General features: G+C 41.2%; 17 protein-coding genes. 8 read left to right on the top strand and 9 right to left on the bottom strand.

Annotation, left to right across the window (positions count from 1 at the left end):
• Window positions 1–74: 74 nt before the first annotated feature.
• A complete protein-coding gene (locus tag J500_RS10675; protein WP_004992511.1) occupies window positions 75–884 on the top strand; it encodes a tetratricopeptide repeat protein in 810 nt (269 codons plus the stop codon).
• 45 nt (window positions 885–929) lie between these two features.
• On the opposite strand, the gene J500_RS10670 is transcribed toward J500_RS10675, so the two are convergent.
• The 4 genes from J500_RS10670 to J500_RS10655 form a co-directional block, all read right to left on the bottom strand.
• A complete protein-coding gene (locus J500_RS10670) occupies window positions 930–1,853 on the bottom strand; it encodes an AEC family transporter (RefSeq protein WP_004992509.1) in 924 nt (307 codons plus the stop codon).
• A gap of 59 nt (window positions 1,854–1,912) precedes the next feature.
• Window positions 1,913–3,028 (bottom strand): NADH:flavin oxidoreductase/NADH oxidase, encoded by a 1,116-nt coding sequence (locus J500_RS10665; RefSeq protein WP_004994922.1) that lies wholly within the window; start codon window positions 3,026–3,028, stop codon window positions 1,913–1,915.
• Window positions 3,029–3,056: 28 nt separating this feature from the next.
• Complete coding sequence (locus tag J500_RS10660) at window positions 3,057–5,213, bottom strand: TonB-dependent receptor family protein (protein WP_004994923.1); 2,157 nt, start codon at window positions 5,211–5,213, stop codon at window positions 3,057–3,059.
• Between the two features lie 152 nt (window positions 5,214–5,365).
• Window positions 5,366–5,932 carry a DNA-3-methyladenine glycosylase gene (locus J500_RS10655; protein WP_004994925.1) on the bottom strand — a complete coding sequence of 189 codons (567 nt, stop codon included), beginning with the start codon at window positions 5,930–5,932 and terminating at the stop codon, window positions 5,366–5,368.
• A 121-nt stretch (window positions 5,933–6,053) separates the two neighbouring features.
• On the opposite strand from J500_RS10655, the gene mutM reads away from it, so the two are divergent.
• Together mutM and J500_RS17620 are read left to right on the top strand one after the other, a co-directional pair.
• A complete protein-coding gene (gene mutM, locus J500_RS10650) occupies window positions 6,054–6,878 on the top strand; it encodes a bifunctional DNA-formamidopyrimidine glycosylase/DNA-(apurinic or apyrimidinic site) lyase (protein WP_004994928.1) in 825 nt (274 codons plus the stop codon).
• Window positions 6,879–6,911: 33 nt separating this feature from the next.
• Window positions 6,912–7,199: a peptidylprolyl isomerase gene (locus J500_RS17620; RefSeq protein WP_004992500.1), complete on the top strand. Its 288-nt coding sequence runs from the start codon at window positions 6,912–6,914 to the stop codon at window positions 7,197–7,199.
• A gap of 38 nt (window positions 7,200–7,237) precedes the next feature.
• Here J500_RS17620 and J500_RS10640 read toward each other — a convergent pair whose 3' ends face one another.
• The 3 genes from J500_RS10640 to typA all read right to left on the bottom strand — a co-directional run bounded on the left by J500_RS10640 (window position 7,238) and on the right by typA (window position 10,293).
• Window positions 7,238–7,600 (bottom strand): gamma-glutamylcyclotransferase family protein, encoded by a 363-nt coding sequence (locus J500_RS10640; RefSeq protein ID WP_004992498.1) that lies wholly within the window; start codon window positions 7,598–7,600, stop codon window positions 7,238–7,240.
• A gap of 163 nt (window positions 7,601–7,763) precedes the next feature.
• Window positions 7,764–8,201, bottom strand: a complete 438-nt coding sequence (gene mscL / locus J500_RS10635; RefSeq protein WP_004992495.1) for a large conductance mechanosensitive channel protein MscL — start codon at window positions 8,199–8,201, stop codon at window positions 7,764–7,766.
• Window positions 8,202–8,457: 256 nt separating this feature from the next.
• Window positions 8,458–10,293, bottom strand: coding sequence for a translational GTPase TypA (gene typA / locus J500_RS10630; RefSeq protein WP_004992487.1), 1,836 nt, complete (start codon window positions 10,291–10,293; stop codon window positions 8,458–8,460).
• A 176-nt stretch (window positions 10,294–10,469) separates the two neighbouring features.
• Here typA and J500_RS10625 point away from each other — a divergent pair, with 176 nt between their 5' ends.
• The 5 genes from J500_RS10625 to J500_RS17535 all read left to right on the top strand — a co-directional run bounded on the left by J500_RS10625 (window position 10,470) and on the right by J500_RS17535 (window position 16,126).
• Window positions 10,470–11,873 (top strand): uracil-xanthine permease family protein, encoded by a 1,404-nt coding sequence (locus J500_RS10625; RefSeq protein ID WP_004994940.1) that lies wholly within the window; start codon window positions 10,470–10,472, stop codon window positions 11,871–11,873.
• 65 nt (window positions 11,874–11,938) lie between these two features.
• On the top strand, window positions 11,939–12,958 hold the full coding sequence (locus J500_RS10620; RefSeq protein WP_034699563.1) for a class I SAM-dependent methyltransferase: 1,020 nt from the start codon (window positions 11,939–11,941) through the stop codon (window positions 12,956–12,958).
• A 13-nt stretch (window positions 12,959–12,971) separates the two neighbouring features.
• Window positions 12,972–14,432, top strand: coding sequence for an amino acid permease (locus J500_RS10615; protein WP_004994944.1), 1,461 nt, complete (start codon window positions 12,972–12,974; stop codon window positions 14,430–14,432).
• A gap of 304 nt (window positions 14,433–14,736) precedes the next feature.
• Complete coding sequence (locus J500_RS10610; protein ID WP_004992482.1) at window positions 14,737–15,942, top strand: RtcB family protein; 1,206 nt, start codon at window positions 14,737–14,739, stop codon at window positions 15,940–15,942.
• Window positions 15,943–15,961: 19 nt separating this feature from the next.
• Complete coding sequence (locus tag J500_RS17535) at window positions 15,962–16,126, top strand: hypothetical protein (protein ID WP_004992481.1); 165 nt, start codon at window positions 15,962–15,964, stop codon at window positions 16,124–16,126.
• Between the two features lie 134 nt (window positions 16,127–16,260).
• On the opposite strand, the gene J500_RS10605 is transcribed toward J500_RS17535, so the two are convergent.
• Entirely contained in the window at window positions 16,261–16,713 is a 453-nt protein-coding gene (locus tag J500_RS10605) for a hypothetical protein (RefSeq protein WP_004992479.1), read from the bottom strand.
• Window positions 16,713–21,338, bottom strand: a complete 4,626-nt coding sequence (locus J500_RS10600) for an Hpt domain-containing protein (RefSeq protein ID WP_034699550.1) — start codon at window positions 21,336–21,338, stop codon at window positions 16,713–16,715. Before J500_RS10600 ends, J500_RS10605 begins: the two co-directional genes overlap by 1 nt.
• Window positions 21,339–21,366: the final 28 nt, after the last annotated feature.

Genomic DNA, 21,366 nt, shown 5'->3' with positions numbered 1-21,366 from the left:
GATGATGATTCACAATGTAATACCCATATTGTGCATCAATGGAATGATGTAAGTATGACAACAGGATTTTTAAAATGAAAAAACTTCTTCTCGTCGGTCTTATTGCTTTATCTTCAACCACCTTTGCAGCAGAAACAGCCCCTCAAACCAGTACAGCCAATAACCCTTTTGCCAAAGCTGAACAGTTATATAAAGACAAAAATTATAATGCGGCTTATCAGGAAATGGATCGTTTAGCCAAAACAGGCAATGCGCAAGCGATTTACAATCAGGGATTTATGAGTGAATTGGGACAAGGTACTGCTCAGGATTCAAAAAAAGCGCTTGCTGCTTATCAGGAAGCCTCCAATAAAGGTTATCCAGTCGCGACATATCGCCTTGCTCAAATTTATATGGCGGGTGAGTTAGGTGTCACGAAGGATGAGAAAAAGGGGCGTGAATATCTGGAAAAAGCCTCGAATGCAGGTTTGGATGAAGCAACCGTAGAACTTGCCGTATTATTATTTGCTGAAAATAAAGATGCTTCGAATAAACTGGCACTACAAAAGCTTCAGCCATTAATCAATAAAAATAATTATCGTGCCATACACTTAAAAGCGATATATGACATCAGTAATGGTTTTAAGACCAAGAATGAGGCCGCAGTTAAAGTGGGTTTAGCCAGTATCGAAAGTCTAGCCAAGAAAGGCTATATTCCTGCGCTGATGGCCGTTGGAAACTTGATGACTAACGGCAATATTGTGCCGCAAAATTTGCCAGAAGCACGCAAAATTTTTGCTGCTCTAGCTCAGGATAATGTTCCTCAAGCCAAAGAATCACTGGCTACGGTAGATAAGCTGATTGCGGAAAAAGCGAAAGCACCTGCCACCAAAGCAAAAAGTTAAGTGAAACAACAAATCATTTTGCCTCTATCATCGAGGCAAAATGATTTACCACCACAACATGATCAAGCTGCTAATCCCAACAAAGCCTAAAATCGTACTTAACATCAAAGGGGTTAAAGCACGTTCATTTAAACCATAAGCCTGCCCAAAAATTCCAAAGGCAATCGGCATTGGTAATGCAGCTAAAATGGTTCCCGCATATAACATTTCTTGGCTCACATCTGGCAACATCCGCAGTAAGCAATAGATCATTAAAGGCATCAGGATAACTTTAAAAGCCACTAACAAGCCACTTTGCAGATTCAAAGCACTCATACCCATTCCAACCAAACTTCCACCAATCACAAATAATGCTAAAGGCGATGCCGTTTTCCCTAACAAAGCTAAAGATTGATCGACTAAAGTAGGCAAGCGGATATCTAACAAGATACAACTCATCCCCAAAATAATGGCAATAATCACAGGATTTTTTAGCAAATTTTGTGCGGTTTTTTGCAATAGCGCCCATACTTTTTGTTGTTCTTGCTGCCCTGCTTCTGCTAATGCCAGAACCAAAGCCAAGATCAATAAATTTTCCAGAATCAATGTCAATGAAATATAAATCGCAGCATGTGATCCCATCAGTAAACTTAATACCGCCGTTCCAATAAAGCCCGTATTGGACATAGAAGCGCCCATTGCCAGAACAGCCGTTGGAGTCAGACTATATGAAAAGCAATAACGATAACAATAAAACGCCAATGCAAAGATAATTAAAGAACCGCCACCATAGGCGATAAAATAAGACGGATGCCAAATATCATTTAAACTTTTATTAGATAAGGCATACAGTAAAAATGCGGGTAAGGCTATTTTGATAATAAAAGCACTCAATGCCTTGATCTGATCAGGTGTAATCAGTCGAATTGAAACACTCAAGTAACCTGCCAACAATAATAGAAAAATTGGTACGATGACCTGTACAACCACATTGGCATCCTTTTATCAAAATAAAAAGACGCAACCAAGTGCGCCTTTTGCTAAAAAAATTAATGGTTAAATGGTTTAAATAATTGCTTTAAGCCATGCGGTTGGCAACGCAAATATTGTGGTGAAATCTCAATTTCAGCACCTAATGCAGCGGCTGCATGCCACGGCCAGCGTGGATCGTACTGAATAGCTCTTGCCAGTGCAATCGCATCGGCCTGATCGTTTTGTAAAATCGCTTCAGCTTGTTCTGGCTCTGTGATCAAACCCACTGCAATTACAGGAATTGAAACTTTGGATTTAATCTGCTCGGCAAAAGGTACCTGATAATTCGCACCAATTTTAATGTCCTGAAGCTCATGCAAACCGCCACTAGACACGTGGATATAAGCTGCGCCTAATTGTTGTAGAGCCAACGATAATCCAATACTCGACTCGATATCCCAACTTGCTGTTGGCTGCATCCAGTCTGTTGCAGAAATACGCACACCAACTGGAAAGTTTTGAGGCACAGCAGTTTTAATCGCTTGCAGCACTTCTAAAGTCATCCGAATACGATTTTCAAATGAACCGCCATATTCATCCGTACGCTGATTCGACAACGGCGATAAAAACTGATGTAACAAATAACCATGTGCCGCATGAACTTCGATGAGTTGAAAACCAGCGTCCACAGCACGAACTGCCGCAGCAGCAAAGTCTGCCTGAATCTGTTTGATCTCATCAATACTTAATGAATGCGGGAGCATGTCATGAGCACCAAACGCAATTTCACTCGGTGCCACCGTTTGCCAGCCATGTACATGATCTGGAGCGATTTGTCCTTTACCTAACCATGGTTTATCTGTGGATGCTTTACGACCCGCATGAGCAAGCTGTATCGCAAATGGCATTGGCGAAAGTTGCTGAATATTATCCAAAAGCGCTTTGATTTTATCTCGTTGAGTATCATTCCAAAGACCAACATCGGCATAACTGATGCGTCCTTGGGCTTGAACCGCAGAGGCTTCAATAATACATAGGCCTGCACCAGATAGCGCATAATTGGCCCATTGCTGTTCATGCCAATAGGTAATTTCACCGTCATCAGTTGCAGAATATTGGCACATCGGTGCAATCACAATTTTATTGCTAAGTTGCAATGAACCAAACGCGATACTTTCAAATAATTTTGCCACTTGTCACCTCTATGCATATTGATTTTGATCAAAATTGTTTACTTACTCGTAATCCTGCACTCCAGTTACGTCCATCCGCAGGTTCAAAGAAACGTCCTTTAGGCAGAGTAGATTCATTTACAATGACAGATCCGACATAGTCTTTGTCCAATAAATTATCGACACGGCTGAAAATATTGACTTTCCAGTCCTGTAACTGCCATGCATAACCCGCATACGCTGCTAGCACTATATAGCTTGGTGCTGTGTCTGTATTTTGGTCATCGACATAGATTTTATCGTTATATTGGGCATCGACCCCACCATAAAAACCAGTTTGCGGTTTCCATGACAATGCAAGATAGGCCTGATTTTTGGCAATCCCTGGAATGTAAGCATCTTTATCAATCGCTTTCGCTACAACTTTGCCATTTTTGTCATAGATTGCTGCGGTATTACTATCAAATTTTGCATCCAGATAAGCATAACTTGCAGTCGCAATCAGATCACGCCAAAGCTGTTTATTCCATGAGAATTCAACACCTTCACGTAAGGTCTGATCTGCATTACGAAAAGTAGAACGTCCATCAACACTACCCGCTGAAACAATGTCATCTTTGGTTTTGGTCTGAAAAACAGCCAAAGTAAAATCACCTAGCAGATTTTGTGACTTTAAGCCTGCCTCGTAGGTATCACTATTGGATGGTTTTAGATCAAAGTTAAAACCTGAAATGCTTGCATCAGTGTTATAGGCCATTTCGGTAAAGGTTGGTGTTTCAAACCCTTTGGCGTAACTCACATAAGCCAAAAGTTCAGGCATGATTTGCCAGCTTAAAGCGGCCGAAGGTAAAACTTTGGAATAATCAGTCTTGCCACTGTCATCTGGATTGCTTGCAGTGATGTAATTATCATCTGATTTATAATGAACATTGCTATAACGTACGCCTGTATCTATACGCCATGTCGGTAAAAACTGCCATGACGCCTGTAAATAAGGATCAATATTCCACAAAGTATTGTCTTCATCACGGCGTAGAGTACCTTTAACCCCATAACTCGGCTGATTGTTGATTAAGGTAAAATTTTCATAACCTTGACGATCCTCATCCATCGCATCTAAGGCCAGCCCTGCACTCACAGTGATATTGGGAAGAAGTTCCTTGCCAGTCCAGCGTAGATCTGCACCATAATAATTTCGCTCAAAATCAATCACACCACCAGCATGACGTGGATTGTTTTGTGCAGATCTAGGAATAGATTGATACTGTGTCACCTCACGATGACCAAAGTAAGCCATCGCATACAATTCGTTTTTATCATTTAATGGCTTTAACCAAGTCAATCCTGTTTGCGTCTGTTCAATGTCTTTACGCACATCGTAGCTATTATTGGCATCATTGACTTGTTTTGGATTGGCTTTCCATTGGTCACGTGTCAGTCCTTGCGGGTCATCAGCATTAATTTTTAAATAATTGGTAATCCAGTTAATTTTAGACCCATCTTCAAGATTCCACGTGAGTTTGGCATTATTCAAAACCTTATTGGCAGCGCTATGATCACGATAACCATCGGTATCGAAGTATGATGAACTAATCACATAGCTCGGTTGATTGGCTTGTTTTGCACCGCCCTGCAACACAATTCCTGCACGATTTTTATCATGACTTCCCCCCGAATAACTCAGTTCAACAGAATCTTTGCCTTGACCTTCTTTAGTGGTGGTCAACAAAGTACCGCCCGATGAATTACCATATATTGACGAAAAAGGCCCTGTTAAAACCTCGATATGATCCAGACTGCTCAAATCGATATTAGACGTTTGTCCCTGACCATCTGGCATGGTGGCTGGAATACCGTCCCCATATAAACGAATGCCGCGCACACCAAAAGTCGAACGCGCACCAAAACCACGCATGGAAAGTTGTAAATCCTGTGCATAATTCTCACGATTATGCAGTTGCAAACTTGGAATGCCTTTGACCACTTCTGTCAAATTAACCTGTGAGCTTTGATCCTGCTTGGGTGCATCAATGCGAAAAACCGAAGCAGGAGTTTGCAAATAAGTAGTGTCTGTACGAGTTGCTTCTACTTTAATGGTCGGCAATGCAACTGGTTCTTGCACTTCTGCCCAAGCAGCACCACTCATACTGAACCCAGAAAGTAAAAACATGGAAGAATATAATGTATTGAATTGCATGAAGCGCATTCAGTTATCCTTTAATATCAACAATTAGCCCAAAAAATATTTGTTATATCATTTAGTTTGTAAATTTTAACATATCGACAAAAAACGATTTTAGCCAATCATTCCAATTTTCAATATATTAGTTTGGTTATTTCTTGGAGTACTTTGTAGGTTTAACGGCTTAAACTGGGATGATCTTTCCAGCAATAGCGTTCTAGCCAGTCTTTTGCTTCCTCAGCATAATCAACCCCGATTCTTTTTTTCCGTACAATCTCTGGCTGAATTTTTTTATTTTCAATCCACAAACCAGTTTCTACACCCAACATTTTGCCTTTAAATCGCTCTGTAATACCTAATTGCCTGGTCAATTTTCCAGGGCCTGACAAGCGCTTAAAGTCAGGTTTAGAAACTGAATCTTCAAAAAAAGCGGCTCTGAGCATCACGCCTTCAGGTTCATGTTCTGTCTGCGTGATCAAATTCAGCATGTGATACATTCCATAAATCAGATAAACATAAATATGCCCGCCAGCGCTATACATCACCTCGGTTCGGGCAGTACGTCGTCCACCGTAGTTATGACTGGCTTTATCGCGAATTCCCAAATACGCTTCTGTTTCACTGATGGTACAACGTAGAATTTCACCATTGTCCTGACGTACACAAAGCTGACAGCCAATCAATTGCTCGGCCACTGTCGATGTATCACGTTGAAACCATGTGAATGGTAAAATTTCTGACATCACGCTACCATAAGTAAAGAAAGGGAAATGACACGATATTGACAGATAAAGTACCTTCTTAAATTTGTCATTGTGCTGATTACCCCCATATTAACATCGTCATGATTTTATCGAGCTGTCAATGCCAGAATTACCTGAAGTTGAAACCACTAAAACCAGTTTATTGCCTTTACTGCAACAGCGCGTCCAAATCGTTGAAGTCAGAGAGTCCAGATTACGTTGGCCAATTCCAGAGGATATTTCTCGCCTGAATGGACAGCGTTTAATTGGTTTACAAAGACGCTCTAAATATATTCTGGCTGAATTTGAACAAGATCAAATGCTGTGGCATTTAGGCATGTCGGGCAGTTTTCGTCTGGCTACAGCTCAGGATGAATTACGCAAACATGATCATTTGATGATTGGTTTTGAGGATGGTAGCCAGTTACGTTATCACGATCCGCGTCGTTTTGGCTGTATTTTATGGCTCAATGAAGAATCTCAAAACAAACTACTGAATCCACTTGGCCCAGAACCGCTTAGTGACGAGTTTGATGCAGATTATCTTTATCAAAAGCTTAAAAACAAACAAGTCGGCATAAAAATTGCAATGATGGATAATCACGTGGTGGTCGGCGTAGGTAATATTTACGCCACTGAAAGTCTGTTTAACTTAGGCATTCACCCTGCGCAGCCAGCCTCTAGTTTAAGTAAAAAGCAGATTGTTCAACTTGTGGATGAAATCAAACGTATTTTGAAATCTGCGATTGATTTAGGGGGATCAACCTTGCGGGATTTCACCAATGCTGTCGGTGAAAATGGCTATTTTCAACAAACTTTACTGGCTTATGGTCGTGCAGGTGAAATGTGTGTTCAGTGTGAAACGCCACTGGAAAATCTTAAACTCGGACAACGTGCCAGTGTATTTTGTCCCCAATGCCAACCTTTAAAACGTATCAAAGTTTAATATTTGTCCTCAACAGATTCAGGAGGCTTGCCCATGCAAACTGCCATTGTTCGTCATATTCTAGTTAAAGACAAAGATCTTGCGGAACAACTTAAAAAGAAAATTTTGTCGGGCGCTGATTTTTCAAAAATCGCCAAACAATATTCCACCTGCAATTCTGCCAAACGTGGCGGTGAACTTGGCGAAGTGAAAAAAGGTCAACTTGTTCCCGTTATTGATAAACTCGTATTTACTGCGGCTGAACGAATTTTACACGGTCCAATCAAAAGCCAGTTTGGTTTTCATTTGCTTGAAGTCAAATTTAGAACTGAATTTGCATAAATTGCGGTCGTGAATAAAAGGACGCAAGTCTTAAAAACTTAAGTCCTTTCACTTTCTAGTTGCATTGTCTTTGCATGAGGATTCATTTGATAAGTCCAACTTTCGATCATTTCACCTGTTTCAAATTCCACCATCACCTTAACTCGCTGATATTGAAAACCTTCAAACTCATCAAGCATGGGCCAATGTTCAGCCAGTTTATCGGTACTAAACACTAAACCAGACACTTTAGGTGCATTTTCATCCAATACCAAGGCAGGCAAACCCTGATCGGGTCCCCAGTCTAAAGTATGCACCACGCCATTCACTGAAGCCTTTTGCCATTCTCCGCCAATATTTCCCAGAATATGTGCGTTTTCACGATCTGGACATAAAGTTCCATAAGCAAAAAGTCGGTTCATGTTTGAGTAAATCCTATGATTGGCAGGTATTTTCAGTCGCCATATTTTAAGGACTCTGACAAAAACCTCAAGTCGCTTAAGTGTCAAATTCAGATGAGAAATATCAATCAAAATGCATAAAAAAACGGCATTTAAAAATGCCGTTTTGAGAAAGCCTACAATATTATGATTGTGGATGTTGCTTTAGTTCATCGCGAATTTCACGAAGCAATTGAATTTCTTCAGGAGTTTCTGGTGCTGGTGCTTCCGCTTCATCCTTACGACGCATACGATTAATCAATTTCACCATTAGAAACACGACCCATGCCAAAATCAGGAAGTTAATTAAAATGGTCAGGAAGTTACCATAAGTCAATACGTTTACGCCTGCTTTTTGCAGAGCATCCAATGATTGTAAATTATTCGGATTGGCACCAAGTACAATATACTTTTGCGAAAAATCAACACCACCACCTGTAATCACAGTAATCAACGGCATAATAATGTCTTTGACCAATGAATCTACAATTTTACCGAAAGCACCACCGATGATGACACCGACAGCCAAATCAATCATATTGCCTTTAACAGCAAATTCTTTAAATTCTTGAATAATACTCATCTCAATTTTCTCCACTCGGGAACCGCTATTCCCTTGTTTTTGTTCTAATCACGGCTTAACAATAGTGTTAATGGATGATCGGCTCATGTTTGCTAATTTAATATTTTTCTCAAAAAAAGAAAGCTATTTCACACTTTAACAACATTTTATATGAATAAAAATATGAACTTAAAGGTCTACAGCGATAAAGATCATCTAATAAAAAACCGCTAAACGAATTTAGCGGTTTACTTACTGATCTTAGATCAAAATCAAATTATTTATCGCGGTTACGTTTACGTTCATTTTCAGTCAAATAACGCTTACGGATACGAATTGACTTAGGTGTTACTTCAACTAACTCATCATCTTCAATGAATTCAAGTGCTTGTTCAAGCGTGTATTCAATTGCAGGAGTTAAAGTTAACGCATCGTCAGTACCAGAGGCACGAACGTTGGTGAGCTGTTTTGCTTTAGTTGGGTTAACCACCATGTCGTCTGAACGTGAGTTGATGCCAACGATCATCCCTTCATACACTTCCAACTGTGGTTTAGCAAACAAACGACCACGGTCTTGCAAACTGAATAATGCATAGCCCAAGCAAGTGCCTTGAACCATTGAGATCAATACACCGTTTTGACGTTTCGCCACAGTACCTTGTTTAACAGGACCATAATGCGAGAAGCTTGAAGTCATAATCCCTGTACCAGAAGTCATGGTTAAGAATTCTGAACGGAAACCAATCAAACCACGTGAAGGAACAGTCGCTTCAATACGGATACGGCCTTTACCGTCGACTTCCATATTGGTCATTTCACCTTTACGGTGACCCATTTGTTCCATCACCGCACCTTGATGTTGTTCTTCAACATCAAAAGTCACGTTTTCGTATGGCTCTTGTTTTTCACCATCTACTTCTTTGATGATCACTTGTGGACGTGAAACGCCCATTTCGAAACCTTCACGACGCATGTTTTCAATCAAAACAGAAAGGTGAAGTTCACCACGGCCAGAAACTTTGAAACGGTCTGGACTGTCTGTATCTTCTACACGAAGTGCTACGTTATGGATCAATTCGCGATCAAGACGTTCACGGATATTACGTGAAGTGACAAATTTACCTTCTTTACCTGCAAACGGTGAGTTGTTGACTTGGAATGTCATCGATACTGTTGGTTCGTCTACAGACAATGGCGGTAATGCTTCAACATTTTTCGGATCACAAATCGTGTCAGAAATGTTAAGTGCATCAATACCTGTAATACATACGATATCGCCTGCAGATGCTTCTTCAACATCAATACGCTCTAAACCGTGGTAACCCATGATTTTTAAGATACGACCATTACGTGTCTTACCTTCTTTATCAATCACAGTCACAGGAGTATTGGTTTTAACTGAACCACGTTGAATACGACCAACACCGATCACGCCAACGAAGCTGTTATAGTCAAGCGATGAAATTTGCATCTGGAAAGGACCATCAGCATCAACTGCTGGTGGCTCAACGATATCAACAATCGTTTCAAACAACGGAGTCATGTCTTCAGCCAATTCTTCTGGCGCTGGACCTGCAACACCACGTAAACCTGAAGCATAAACGATTGGGAAATCTAACTGTTCGTCAGTTGCACCCAAGTTATCAAATAAATCAAATACTTGATCGATCACCCAGTCTGGACGTGCGCTTGGCTTGTCGACTTTGTTAATGATCACGATTGGCTTCAAACCACGCGCAAACGCTTTTTGCGTTACGAAACGAGTTTGCGGCATTGGGCCTTCTTGAGCATCAACCAATAGTAATACGCAGTCCACCATAGACAATACACGTTCTACTTCACCACCAAAGTCGGCGTGTCCCGGGGTATCTACGATATTGATACGGTAAGTAATATCAGTACGTTTATCTAACCAAGTGATCGAAGTATTCTTTGCAAGAATAGTAATACCACGTTCGCTTTCAAGCGCATTCGAGTCCATGACACGCTCAATCTCGCCTGCACGATCACCCAAAGCACCTGATTGTTGTAGAAGTTTATCGACAAGCGTGGTTTTACCATGGTCGACGTGTGCAATAATTGCAATATTGCGGAGATTTTTGATATCTGACATGAAAATTCGATAAGCCTAAAACTTGAGGGCAAATTATACAGAAAAATCCTACATAAAAGTAGTGACAGTTTATTGACATGCCCGTGTTTTTTTCATGTCTTCGTCGTTTTTTCTTGGGTAAAGGCAATTATCTCGATTAGAATAGCGCCACTTTGAAGCTTAAGATTTAATCTCTCATGTCTGATTTACAAGACGCTGCGCCAAAATCAGGTGAAAAACTTGATCTGATTTATGGGTTAAATGACCGTCCTGCCCCTTTTGTTGCATTTCTTGCTGCACTACAACATCTTTTAGCAATTATTGTACCTATTGTTACGCCAGGACTTTTGATTTGTCTGGCACTTGGGGTTTCCCGCGAAGAAACCAACATGATTTTGTCCATGTCATTGGTCATTTCAGGGATTGCGACTTTTTTACAATGCAAGAAGGTCGGACCTTTTGGTGCTGGTTTACTGATCGTCCAAGGGACAAGTTTTAACTTTATTGGCCCGATTATTGGTATCGGTAGTGCAATGGTCGCCGCAGGAACGCCTGTCAATCAAGTGATGGCAGCAATTTTTGGGGTGGTGATTGCAGGATCGTTCATTGAAATGGGCGTATCCCGTATTCTGCCGTGGGTGAAAAAGCTGATCACGCCATTGGTCACAGGAATCGTAGTACTGATGATTGGTTTAACCTTGATTAAAGAAGGTCTCATCAGTATGGGCGGTGGTTATCAGGCCATGCAAAATCAAACCTTTGCCAGCCAAGATAATTTGATCATGTCTTGTACAGTGCTGGCGATTATCATCCTACTCAATCGTATTCAGGTCATCTGGATTAAAAGTTCTGCCATTTTGATTGCGCTGATTGTGGGTTATGTTCTGGCAGGTTTCATGGGACATCTGGATTTTTCAGGTTTACACGAAACACCTATCATACAGATTCCAACGCCAATGCACTTTGGTTTAAGCTTTTCTTGGAGCTTATTCATCCCTATGGCATTTATCTATCTGGTGACGTCTTTGGAAGCGATTGGTGATATTACTGCAACCAGTAAACTCTCCAATGAACCTGTCAATGGTCCAAAATGGATGGAACGGATTAAAGGTGGCGTACTGGTGAATGGTGCAAACTCTTTACTTGCAGGTTTATTTAATACTTTTCCAAGTTCGGTGTTTGCACAGAATAATGGTGTGATCCAACTCACAGGAGTGGCCAGTCGCTATGTCGGTATCTGGATTGCGATTTTATTGATCCTACTTGGATTGTTTCCAATGGTTTCTGGCGTAATTCAAGCGGTACCGCAAGCGGTATTAGGCGGTGCAGTGATGGTCATGTTCGGCGCTGTAGCTGCATCAGGGATTAATATTTTATCCAGTATTCATCTGGATCGTCGTGCACTGTTGATTATTGCGATTTCATTGGCTTTAGGACTCGGTGTTGCACAAGTTCCTCAAATCCTTGAGCATTTACCTGAACTGTTTAAAAATATCTTTAGTTCAGGCGTCGCCACAGGTGGTATTGCTGCTTTAATCTTAAATATCGTATTGCCTGAACATCAACATCCTGAAGATCAAGATCAGAGAAATCAAGATTAAATCGGGCAATTAAGAAGAATTTGCCCAGTTTAACTGGGCTTTCTTATTCATGAGAGTTAAATATGATGGATCCACGTAGTGAAGTCGTACTGCGCCAACAACAGTTTTTATCAGGCAAGGTATTGCTCATCAATGCACCTGCGGATGAACTTGCCCGCAAATTGCCCAACGATTTAAATATTTCGATCTGGACATGGAACTTTGCTGATCATCAATATTTCGAGCAGCAGCAGTTTGCTACGCATTTTTCAGTTGAATTTCCACAGAAAGATATCGATCAAGTCATTATCTTTGTACCAAAATCGAAAGAGTTACTCAGCTATATTTTGCATGTTGTCGCGAGTCATCTTAAGCAAGGTCAATCCATCTTTTTGGTAGGTGAAAAAAAAGGTGGCGTAGAACGTGCAGCTAAACAATTACAAGTCTTAGGTAAAAATCTTAAGCTTGATAGCGCACGTCACTGTCAGCTTTGGCAATGTATTTTGCACAAAATGGAAACCTTAAAACCACTAGAAAATTGGGTAAAAACCTACAGCATTGAAGTCAATCAAACTCAACTTCATATTTGTGCACTCCCTGGGGTATTTAGCCAAAATCATTTGGATGTCGGCACAGGCATTCTTTTACCTTATCTAAATAATATAAAATCGGGTAAACTTGCCGACTTTGGCTGTGGTGCAGGTGTCATTAGTGCGTATCTGGCAAAATTAAATTGTAACAACGAAATTTATGCGCTGGATGTCGATGCATTTGCACTACGTTCTACTGAAATGACATTTCATCGGAATGGACTTCATTTAGAACAGCTTCATATTCAAGCCGTTACTGGGATTCATGATGCACCACTTGAACTAGACGCAATTGTCAGCAATCCGCCTTTTCATCAAGGAATTCATACGGATTATGCTGCAAGTGAGGGTCTATGCAAACAAGCCAAACGACATTTAACTGTCAATGGTGAATTATGGATAGTGGCCAATCGTTTTTTAAATTATCCACTTTTGATTGAGCAACAATTTGGTCGCTGCAATACCCTTGCCGATCAACAAGGATTCAAAGTGCTTTATGCCCATGTGTCCCAATGACTAAGGAATTTTCATGAGTGAAAAGATTCAACCTGAAAAGCTTCAGCGTAAGCTCGGTGCTCGTCATTTAAATATGATCGCCATTGGCGGTTCGATTGGTACTGGTTTATTTCTGGCTTCAGGTTCAACCATCGCCAATGCGGGGCCGGGTGGCGCATTATTGGCCTATGCACTGATTGGCGTCATGATTTATTTTCTAATGACCAGTTTGGGTGAGCTCGCCACCCACAATCCCACTTCAGGCGCTTTTTTTACCTATGGTAGTCGCTATGTCGAGGATAGCTTTGGCTTTGCTTTGGGCTGGAACTATTGGTACAACTGGGCCATTACCGTGGCTTTTGAACTGGTTGCGGTTCAGTTAATTATGAAATTCTGGTTTCCAGATTTACCCGGCTTTTACTGGAGTGCGATTTTTCTGGTCGTCATTTTTGCCATCAATGCCATGACCGTCAAAGGTTTTGGTGAAAGTGAATTCTGGTTTTCAATGGTCAAGGTCGTTGCGATTGTCGCCTTTATCATTATTGGTTTCTCCATGATCATCAAAATCATGATGACACCGGGAGTAGCGACTTTTGGTAACTGGACCTATAAAGACGCGCCTTTTGTTGGTGGATTACAAGCCATGATTGGCGTGGCCATGATCGCAGGGTTCTCTTTTCAGGGCACTGAAATGGTCGGCGTTGCCGCAGGTGAATCTAAGGATCCAAAGAAAACAATTCCTCTAGCAATTAAGCAGATTTTCTGGCGGATTCTACTGTTTTATATCGTGTGTATTTTTATCATTGGAACACTGATTTCCTATGATGATCCGCGCCTGTTACAAGCAGCTTCTAGTGGTGATATTGCTCTTTCGCCATTTACTTTGCTCTATGAAAAAGTCGGTTTTGCCTTTGCTGCAAGTTTGATGAATGCCGTGATTTTAACCGCGATTTTATCGGCAGGAAATTCGGGCATGTATTCTTCAACCCGTATGCTGTTCGACATGGCACGTGAAGGCCGTGCGCCCAAATGGTTCTCAAAACTGGATAAACGTGGCGTACCAATGCATGCACTTTATGCTACGACAGCCGTTGCTGCACTATGCTTCCTGACTACTTTTATTGGGGAACAGGCTGTTTTTAACTGGCTGCTCAATATGTCAGGCATGTGTGGCTTTATTGTCTGGCTCGGGATTGCGATTTCACACTACCGCTTCCGCAAAGGCTATCTGGCTCAGGGTCATAGACTTGAAGATCTGGCTTATCGAGCCAAATTCTTTCCATTTGCACCGTGGTTTGCCTTTATTTTGTGTTCGATCATTATTTTGGGACAAAACTATCAAGCGATTTTAGGTGGAAAAATTGACTGGATGGGTTTACTTTCCACCTATATCAGTATTCCCCTGTTTTTGGTGATCTGGCTAGGTTATAAATGGAAACATAAAACCAAATTGGTGTCTTATCAAGAGATGAATATCCAACCCGATCAAGATTAATGCGTGTTTTAGCTTACAGTAACATCATTCAATTTCTTCAGTTTTGAAAAGCTTGACTTTTCAAAACAAAGGATTATGATTGCGACCAAGATTCAACCATTGGCGCAGTCAGCATCAAAACTGCCAATTTATAGGAGTAACAACATGCCAGCTTTACAGGATAAACATTACTAATCATTGGCACGTTGTCATCTCACGGACAAGGGTCAAAGATCACTTGTCCGAATGCACAAGATCTAGCATTCGCTAGGTTTTTTTATGCCTGTTCGGACAGCTATTAAAATAATGATACGGACAGCTTATTATGAGCATACAAAAAATTTTAAATGCAGATGCCGCTTATGGGGTTCCTGTAAAGATCTTTACGAACGATATCGATCAAGACAGTATTGAACAACTCACTAAAATGGCGCAATTGCAATTTATTCATTCCCACATAGCAGTCATGCCAGATGTGCATGTCGGGAAAGGAGCCACCGTTGGCAGTGTCATTCCGACCAAACATGCGATTATACCCGCTGCGGTCGGCGTAGATATTGGCTGTGGAATGAATGCGATACGTTTAAACCTTAAAAGCAGTCAACTTCCAGACAATCTTTCAAGCTTACGTCATGCGATTGAAAGAAAAGTTCCTGTAGGTTTTGATTTACACAAACAAGTGAAAGCCAAAGCTTCAACGCTCACCCCGCTGGATAAACGGCTCCAACCGATTATCAGCAAACATCCTGGTTTGGTTCGAATGCTGCGAAAGTTTGATATGACTTGGCAAAAACAACTCGGGACTTTAGGTGGCGGCAACCACTTTATTGAACTTTGTCTGGATGAAAATCAGGACGTCTGGATCATGTTACATTCAGGGAGTCGTGGTTTAGGCAATGTCATTGGTACTTATTTTATCGAACTGGCAAAAAAAGAAGCCCAACACCGCTTTGGTCATGTTCCTGACAAAGACTTGAGCTACTTTGCCGAAGGCTCGACAAGCTTTGACGATTATGTTGAAGCGGTTGAGTGGGCGCAGGCGTATGCCTATGAAAACCGTCGTGAGATGATGCGGTTAATTTTAGAGGCGATTCGCCCACTATTACCTTCATTTCAGTTGACCAAAGAAGCGATTAATTGCCACCATAATTATGTCAGTCAGGAACAACATGATGGCGAAAATTTATTAATTACACGAAAGGGTGCCATCCGAGCTGGTAAAGATGAGCTTGGAATCATTCCAGGTTCGATGGGTGCGCGTTCTTATATTGTACGTGGCAAAGGTCATCCCGACTCCTTTTGCTCTTGCTCACATGGTGCAGGACGTAAAATGAGCCGTAACAAAGCCAAGCATCTGTTTAATCAACAAGACTTGATTCAGCAAACGCAAGGCATTGAATGCCGTAAAGATGCTGGTGTGATTGACGAAATTCCCTCAGCGTATAAAGACATTGATCAAGTCATGGCTCAGCAGTCAGATTTGATAGAAGTCGTACATACGCTTAAACAAGTCCTTTGTATTAAAGGATAATTTAACTCGGAGCTTAACCATGAAACTAGGCAAACGATCCAAAGTCAAAGTGAGAAATCAGGTGGCTTTATCGCCTTTGTTACATAAAGGCGGAATGCATGAAACTGAAAAACCCAAAGCACAACATCGACGTGAACGTCAGCAAACCAAACAATTGCTAAAGTCTAAAAGATGGTGTGAATAATTTTAATCTAGCGATCTATAAGGAGCAGCGCATGAAAAACTGTAGATATTTTTGTGAATATTTCAATCTAAGTCACCACGATAAAACAAACCCCAGTGATTTCAACTGGGGTTTGCCATTTTAGGTGGTTAAGTTTATAAAACACCTAAACTTTTTTGAATATTTTCCAGATGCGGAACATGGAAATGCTGATCGGCAATTTTAACTCGCTTAAATACCATTGGATCAGATGTTGTTTCCTCTTCATCGACCACTTCTGAAATACGCAAACGAATCGTCTGCGGCATGCTGTCACAGATTAAGGCAAAACGTTGCGCAACATCATCCCCTTCTATGACCAAAGCGACCCCTTGAGTAATATTAGGATGATTAACTGAATAAATAGGCAATTTCAAATCATGCCATTCTATCGACTCAGCATCAACCTTGGTATCAAGCGCCGACAATACAATGTTTTGCGGTAATAGCATCGGCACCTGATCACGACATTCAATGATATAAGCATCAATAAATCCAGTCGAGACACTAATTAAGTGTTGAAGCTCCTGCTGATCAATCTGCGCGGTTACTTTTTTATCAATCGCCATCAGTAACTCCCTGAAGCTGTTTCAAGTAATGCTTCAATATTCTCAAGCAATTCTGATTCTTGGAACGGTTTACCCATGTAATGCGTTACGCCAAGTGACAATGCACGTTCACGATGTTTTTCACCAGTACGTGATGTGATCATGATAATTGGCATATCCTGATGTAACTCATGATGGCGTACCAGATTAGTCACCTCAAAACCATCCATGCGAGGCATTTCAATATCCAGCAACATCAAATCAGGTTTGACATTTTCAAGCTGTTCCATGGCGTCGACACCATCTTTGGCCGTCACCACATCAAAGCCCTGACGTTCCAGTAGCCGCGAAGTAACTTTACGGACAGTCACCGAGTCATCTACGATCATGATCAGACGACGTTCATCGGTATGACGTGTTTTTTCTCTGCCTTCAACAACTTGTTTATTACGTTGTGTCGATTGGATCTGACGTGCAATGTTTTGTCCATCCAGAATGAGACAAACATGACCATCACCTAAAATTGTCGCCCCAGCAACAGCGCCAATACTTGCGAACTGTCGTCCGATTGGTTTCACTACAATTTGTGCACGCGAACCGACCAATTGATCGACCAATAACGCAATGGTCTGACCATGCGCGCCTTTAACCAATAACACAGGTAATGAATGTGCAATACCAGATAATTTTGGAATAGGCTGATTGCTGACAAACTCCGCCAGATAACGTAAACGATATGGAGTATTATCGATATTAAAATAATCATCCTGACCATGGAAATAGCGTTCAAGAGTTGCAGGCGCAATACGCACAATTCGGTCAATCTGAGCCAAAGGCAAGGCAAATTGCTGATCACCGACTTTCACCATGAGTGCATCACTCACTGCCACAGTCGTTGGTACACGAATAGTAAAAGTGGTACCAGAGCCGAATGTTGAATCGACACTAACATGACCACCAAGCGCCTTAATACTACTTTGCACCACATCCAGACCAACACCACGTCCTGAAATTTGGGTCACTGAGGTCGCTGTACTAAACCCAGGATGGAAAATGTACTGCAAAATTTCCTGTGCTTCGAGTTTTTGATCCTCAGTCATCAAACCATTTTCTAAAGCTTTGGCTTTGATTTTATTAACATCAATACCTTTACCATCATCGCTAAAGCTCACCAGAACATCTGTTCCTTGGCGGCTAATATTTAGCTCAATACGCCCTATTTCAGGTTTACCCAGTTTTAAACGCTCTTCACGATCTTCTACCCCATGATCGACTGCATTTCGCAGCATGTGTTCAAGTGGCGTGACCAAGCGTTCCAAGATATTTCGATCCAGTTCGCCTTCGGTATTATTGACCACCAATTCAGCTGGACGGTTCAAACTACTTGCAGTCTGACGCACAATACGCTGTAAGCGAGGTAAAAGTCGTGAGAACGGAACTAATCGGGTACGCATCAGACTTTCCTGAATTTCAGCCTGAATACGTGATTGTTGTAATAACAAACCTTCTGTATCACGAATTTTGTCGGATAATGTGGTTTTGAAGTCAACCAAATCCGATGCAGATTCAGCAAGTGATTTTGACAGTTGATTCAATGATGAATATTGATCCATTTCTAATGGGTCAAAGTCGATATAACGTAAGTTTTCTGCCCCATGCTTGGCGATAATCTGACTTTCTAATTCGCCTTCCATTCGGCGTAACTGATCTGCCAAACGTTGAATCGCCAATTCCATTTCGACCAGTGTATTGCCTAACTGTCCCAAATCCATTTCGATACGCGAACGGTTAATGGCATTTTCACCAGACAAGTTAATCATTTTTTCGATCAGATCCGCAGAAACACGGATCATCTCATTTGAATCATCAGCCTGTACGGTGTTGTCCCATTCACCCAGCATAGATGGCGGTTCTGTACCATCTCCCTGTACAAATTCCATCACTTGTTCTTGCGAGAATAGATCCGCGCGAGCCAGTTTAGTTGGAATTTGCGCATTGGTATCTACAAATTCAAGACGTTCTAAGGTATGCTTTAAACCATCATAATTATTATACGAACGTTCAAAAATAGCTGCCTTTAACCATGTAAATGCCGTCAGCAAGAGATGGTCATAAGCATTGGAACTAAAGGCTTTTACCGCAAATTGCTCAAAGGCATTTTCAAGATGTGAGGCAATTACTGCAACAGGCTCTAACTCTGCCATTCGTGCACCGCCTTTTAAGCTATGCACTGTACGTTGCAATTGAAGCAAAATACTTCGGTTAGTCCGTTCATCAAACCAGCGATTGAGAAGTTGCTGTCCAACATCAAGCAACTCTGCCGCTTCTTCATAGAAAGTCGCTTCCACCAAAGATTGAACATCATCAGGATCTGCATCTTGATGCGATTTGCTATTATCGATATCAAGATGGGTATTTGAAATCGACGCTTGGTTTTCTAGTGCATCATTCGCAGTAGAAGTCGAATTCTGTAATTGTTCCTCAGCAACAACTGCATCAGATTTCTCGACTGATGTTGGTTCACCAAGAGCAACTGATTCAAGATGATCTGCCGTTAATTCATGCTCAACAACTTCAGTTGGTGGCTCAGCAACAACTTGCGCCAAGGTACTATCAACAGAAGTAGTCCGCGTTGCACTTTCAGGCTGTTGCTCTGGTACCCCTTGTAGAACCTGCTCAATATTTCCAAGCAACTCAATCACTTCTGTCGCTGGATAATCTACTGCTTCATCACGCAACGTTTGAATCCGATCAGCAATATCATCTTGTACCAGACGAATAATCTGTATCAGATTTTCAGAAGAATGTATTTGCCCATGAATCAAGCGTTGATAAATGGTTTCTAACTCGTGCGCAATCAGTCCCATATGGGTTGCCTGAACCATATTTGCGCCACCTTTTAAGGTGTGTAAATAGCGCATCAAATTATTCAAGGCAGACGTATTACTTTGTTGCTGCGACCAAGTGTTTAAGTCTGCGTCAATACCGACCAACAACTCATCAGCTTCTTCTAAAAAGATATCGAGAAGGTCTGCATCGAAATGACGATTGGCTTGCTCTGAATCTAGCTGCTGATGATCTTGTTGAATACGTGCAGAAATTGACGATAAATCAAATGTTGAAACATTTGGTTCTGATACCGCAACAGGCTCAATGGAAATAGTCTCAGGTTCAGCACTTACTTTATCAGCACTTAGCTCAGATGATACTTTCTTATCCGTAATCGCTGTTTCAATATCTTGTTGGACAAAGTCTTGCAGCTCATGAATCACATTGAGTTGCTCTTGTCCCAAGCTTACTCGCTGCCCTGCTGCCAAGGTATCAAATAAATGAATGACTTGCTGGTGTGCCTGTCCAAAAATATCAAAGGCATAATCCAGATGCAGTAATTCAGGTTTTTCAAGTAATTGTTCATAAGCAGGCTTTAATTGCAAGACATAATCATGAACGCCTTGGGCTGCTCGATTATGCGTATGCTCAATTAAAGAACTTGCCTCGGTAATCAATGCTTGAATATAGACAGGGAATTCCAGTTTGACGCGTTTTTCAAACTCATAGTCTGCATTCAGTAGATTTTCAATATCTAATTGCAATAGTGAAGTGACAACACCTTGTGGATGTTGTGCTTCATGTGCAATTTCTTCGATATTAAAGCCATAGTTTTCCCATGCTTGATTAAATTTTTGATCAATTTTGTCAAGCTGTTGCTGAGTACCCTTTTGATGCAGTGTATGTAGATAATCTCGAACAAATTCAGCATAGTGGGTTAAGAGAGCGGTTTCATTTGAAGTCGACTCAAGCTCATCTTGCATCAAGGTTTTAAACAGCGTTTCTACCTTGCTGCTGGCTTCAAATACTTGCTGAATATGCGCCATCGATGAACTGCCGCGCAAAGTATGCAAAGCGCGAATCAATTGATTATAACTTTGATCTGATGGCTCATCTTGCTGTAAAAAAGTATCAATTGTTTGTAGATGTTCTTCTGCTTCTTCAAGGAAAATCGCCATGGTTTCTTCAATCAGACTATCCTCTGATGAAGCAACTGCGTCCACACAGGTGTCAGCTATGGCAACAGGCTCTATTTCAACTGGCTGTTCAGCTTCAATGATCTGTTGTTGCTGAATTTCGAGCCCTGTAATTCCAGATTCTGTATTTAACTGTTCAGCTAAATCGAGTAATTCTTCTAAAGCAGGCTCGACGTCTTGTTGGTGTTGTAACTGTTGTCCCAACAAAACCAGTGGGCGAATATCGATAGAGTGTGGCTGGGTATTTTTAAAATCATGATAAAATTTAAAACGATAAACATTAAATACCACTTGCACATAACGCTGTAAATCTGCACTTAATGGCAAGGTTTTGGCAATAAGTCGATTGAGTGCATCTTCAACTGTCCACGCCAGTTCACTGGAAGATTTCGCCCCCACCATTCGACCAGACCCTTTTAGAGTATGAAAATGGCGACGAACGTCCGCTAAAACCTGCTGCTCATCGGGATCAGCCACCCACTGCGGAATAAGTTGATCCAATTCTTGAAAAATTTCTTCTAATTCTTCAATAAAAATTTCAAGAATTTCTTCATCCTGATCAAGAAAACTGTCTTCAGGTAAGCTTATTTTTTCAACAAGATGTTTTAATATTTCTTTCATAACGAAGGCTTCTTTCGTTTATCCACCC

Source organism: Acinetobacter sp. 479375, from assembly GCF_000581715.1.
Classification (GTDB): Bacteria; Pseudomonadota; Gammaproteobacteria; order Pseudomonadales; family Moraxellaceae; genus Acinetobacter; species Acinetobacter ursingii.
This window is presented reverse-complemented; position numbering and strand designations above follow the sequence as displayed.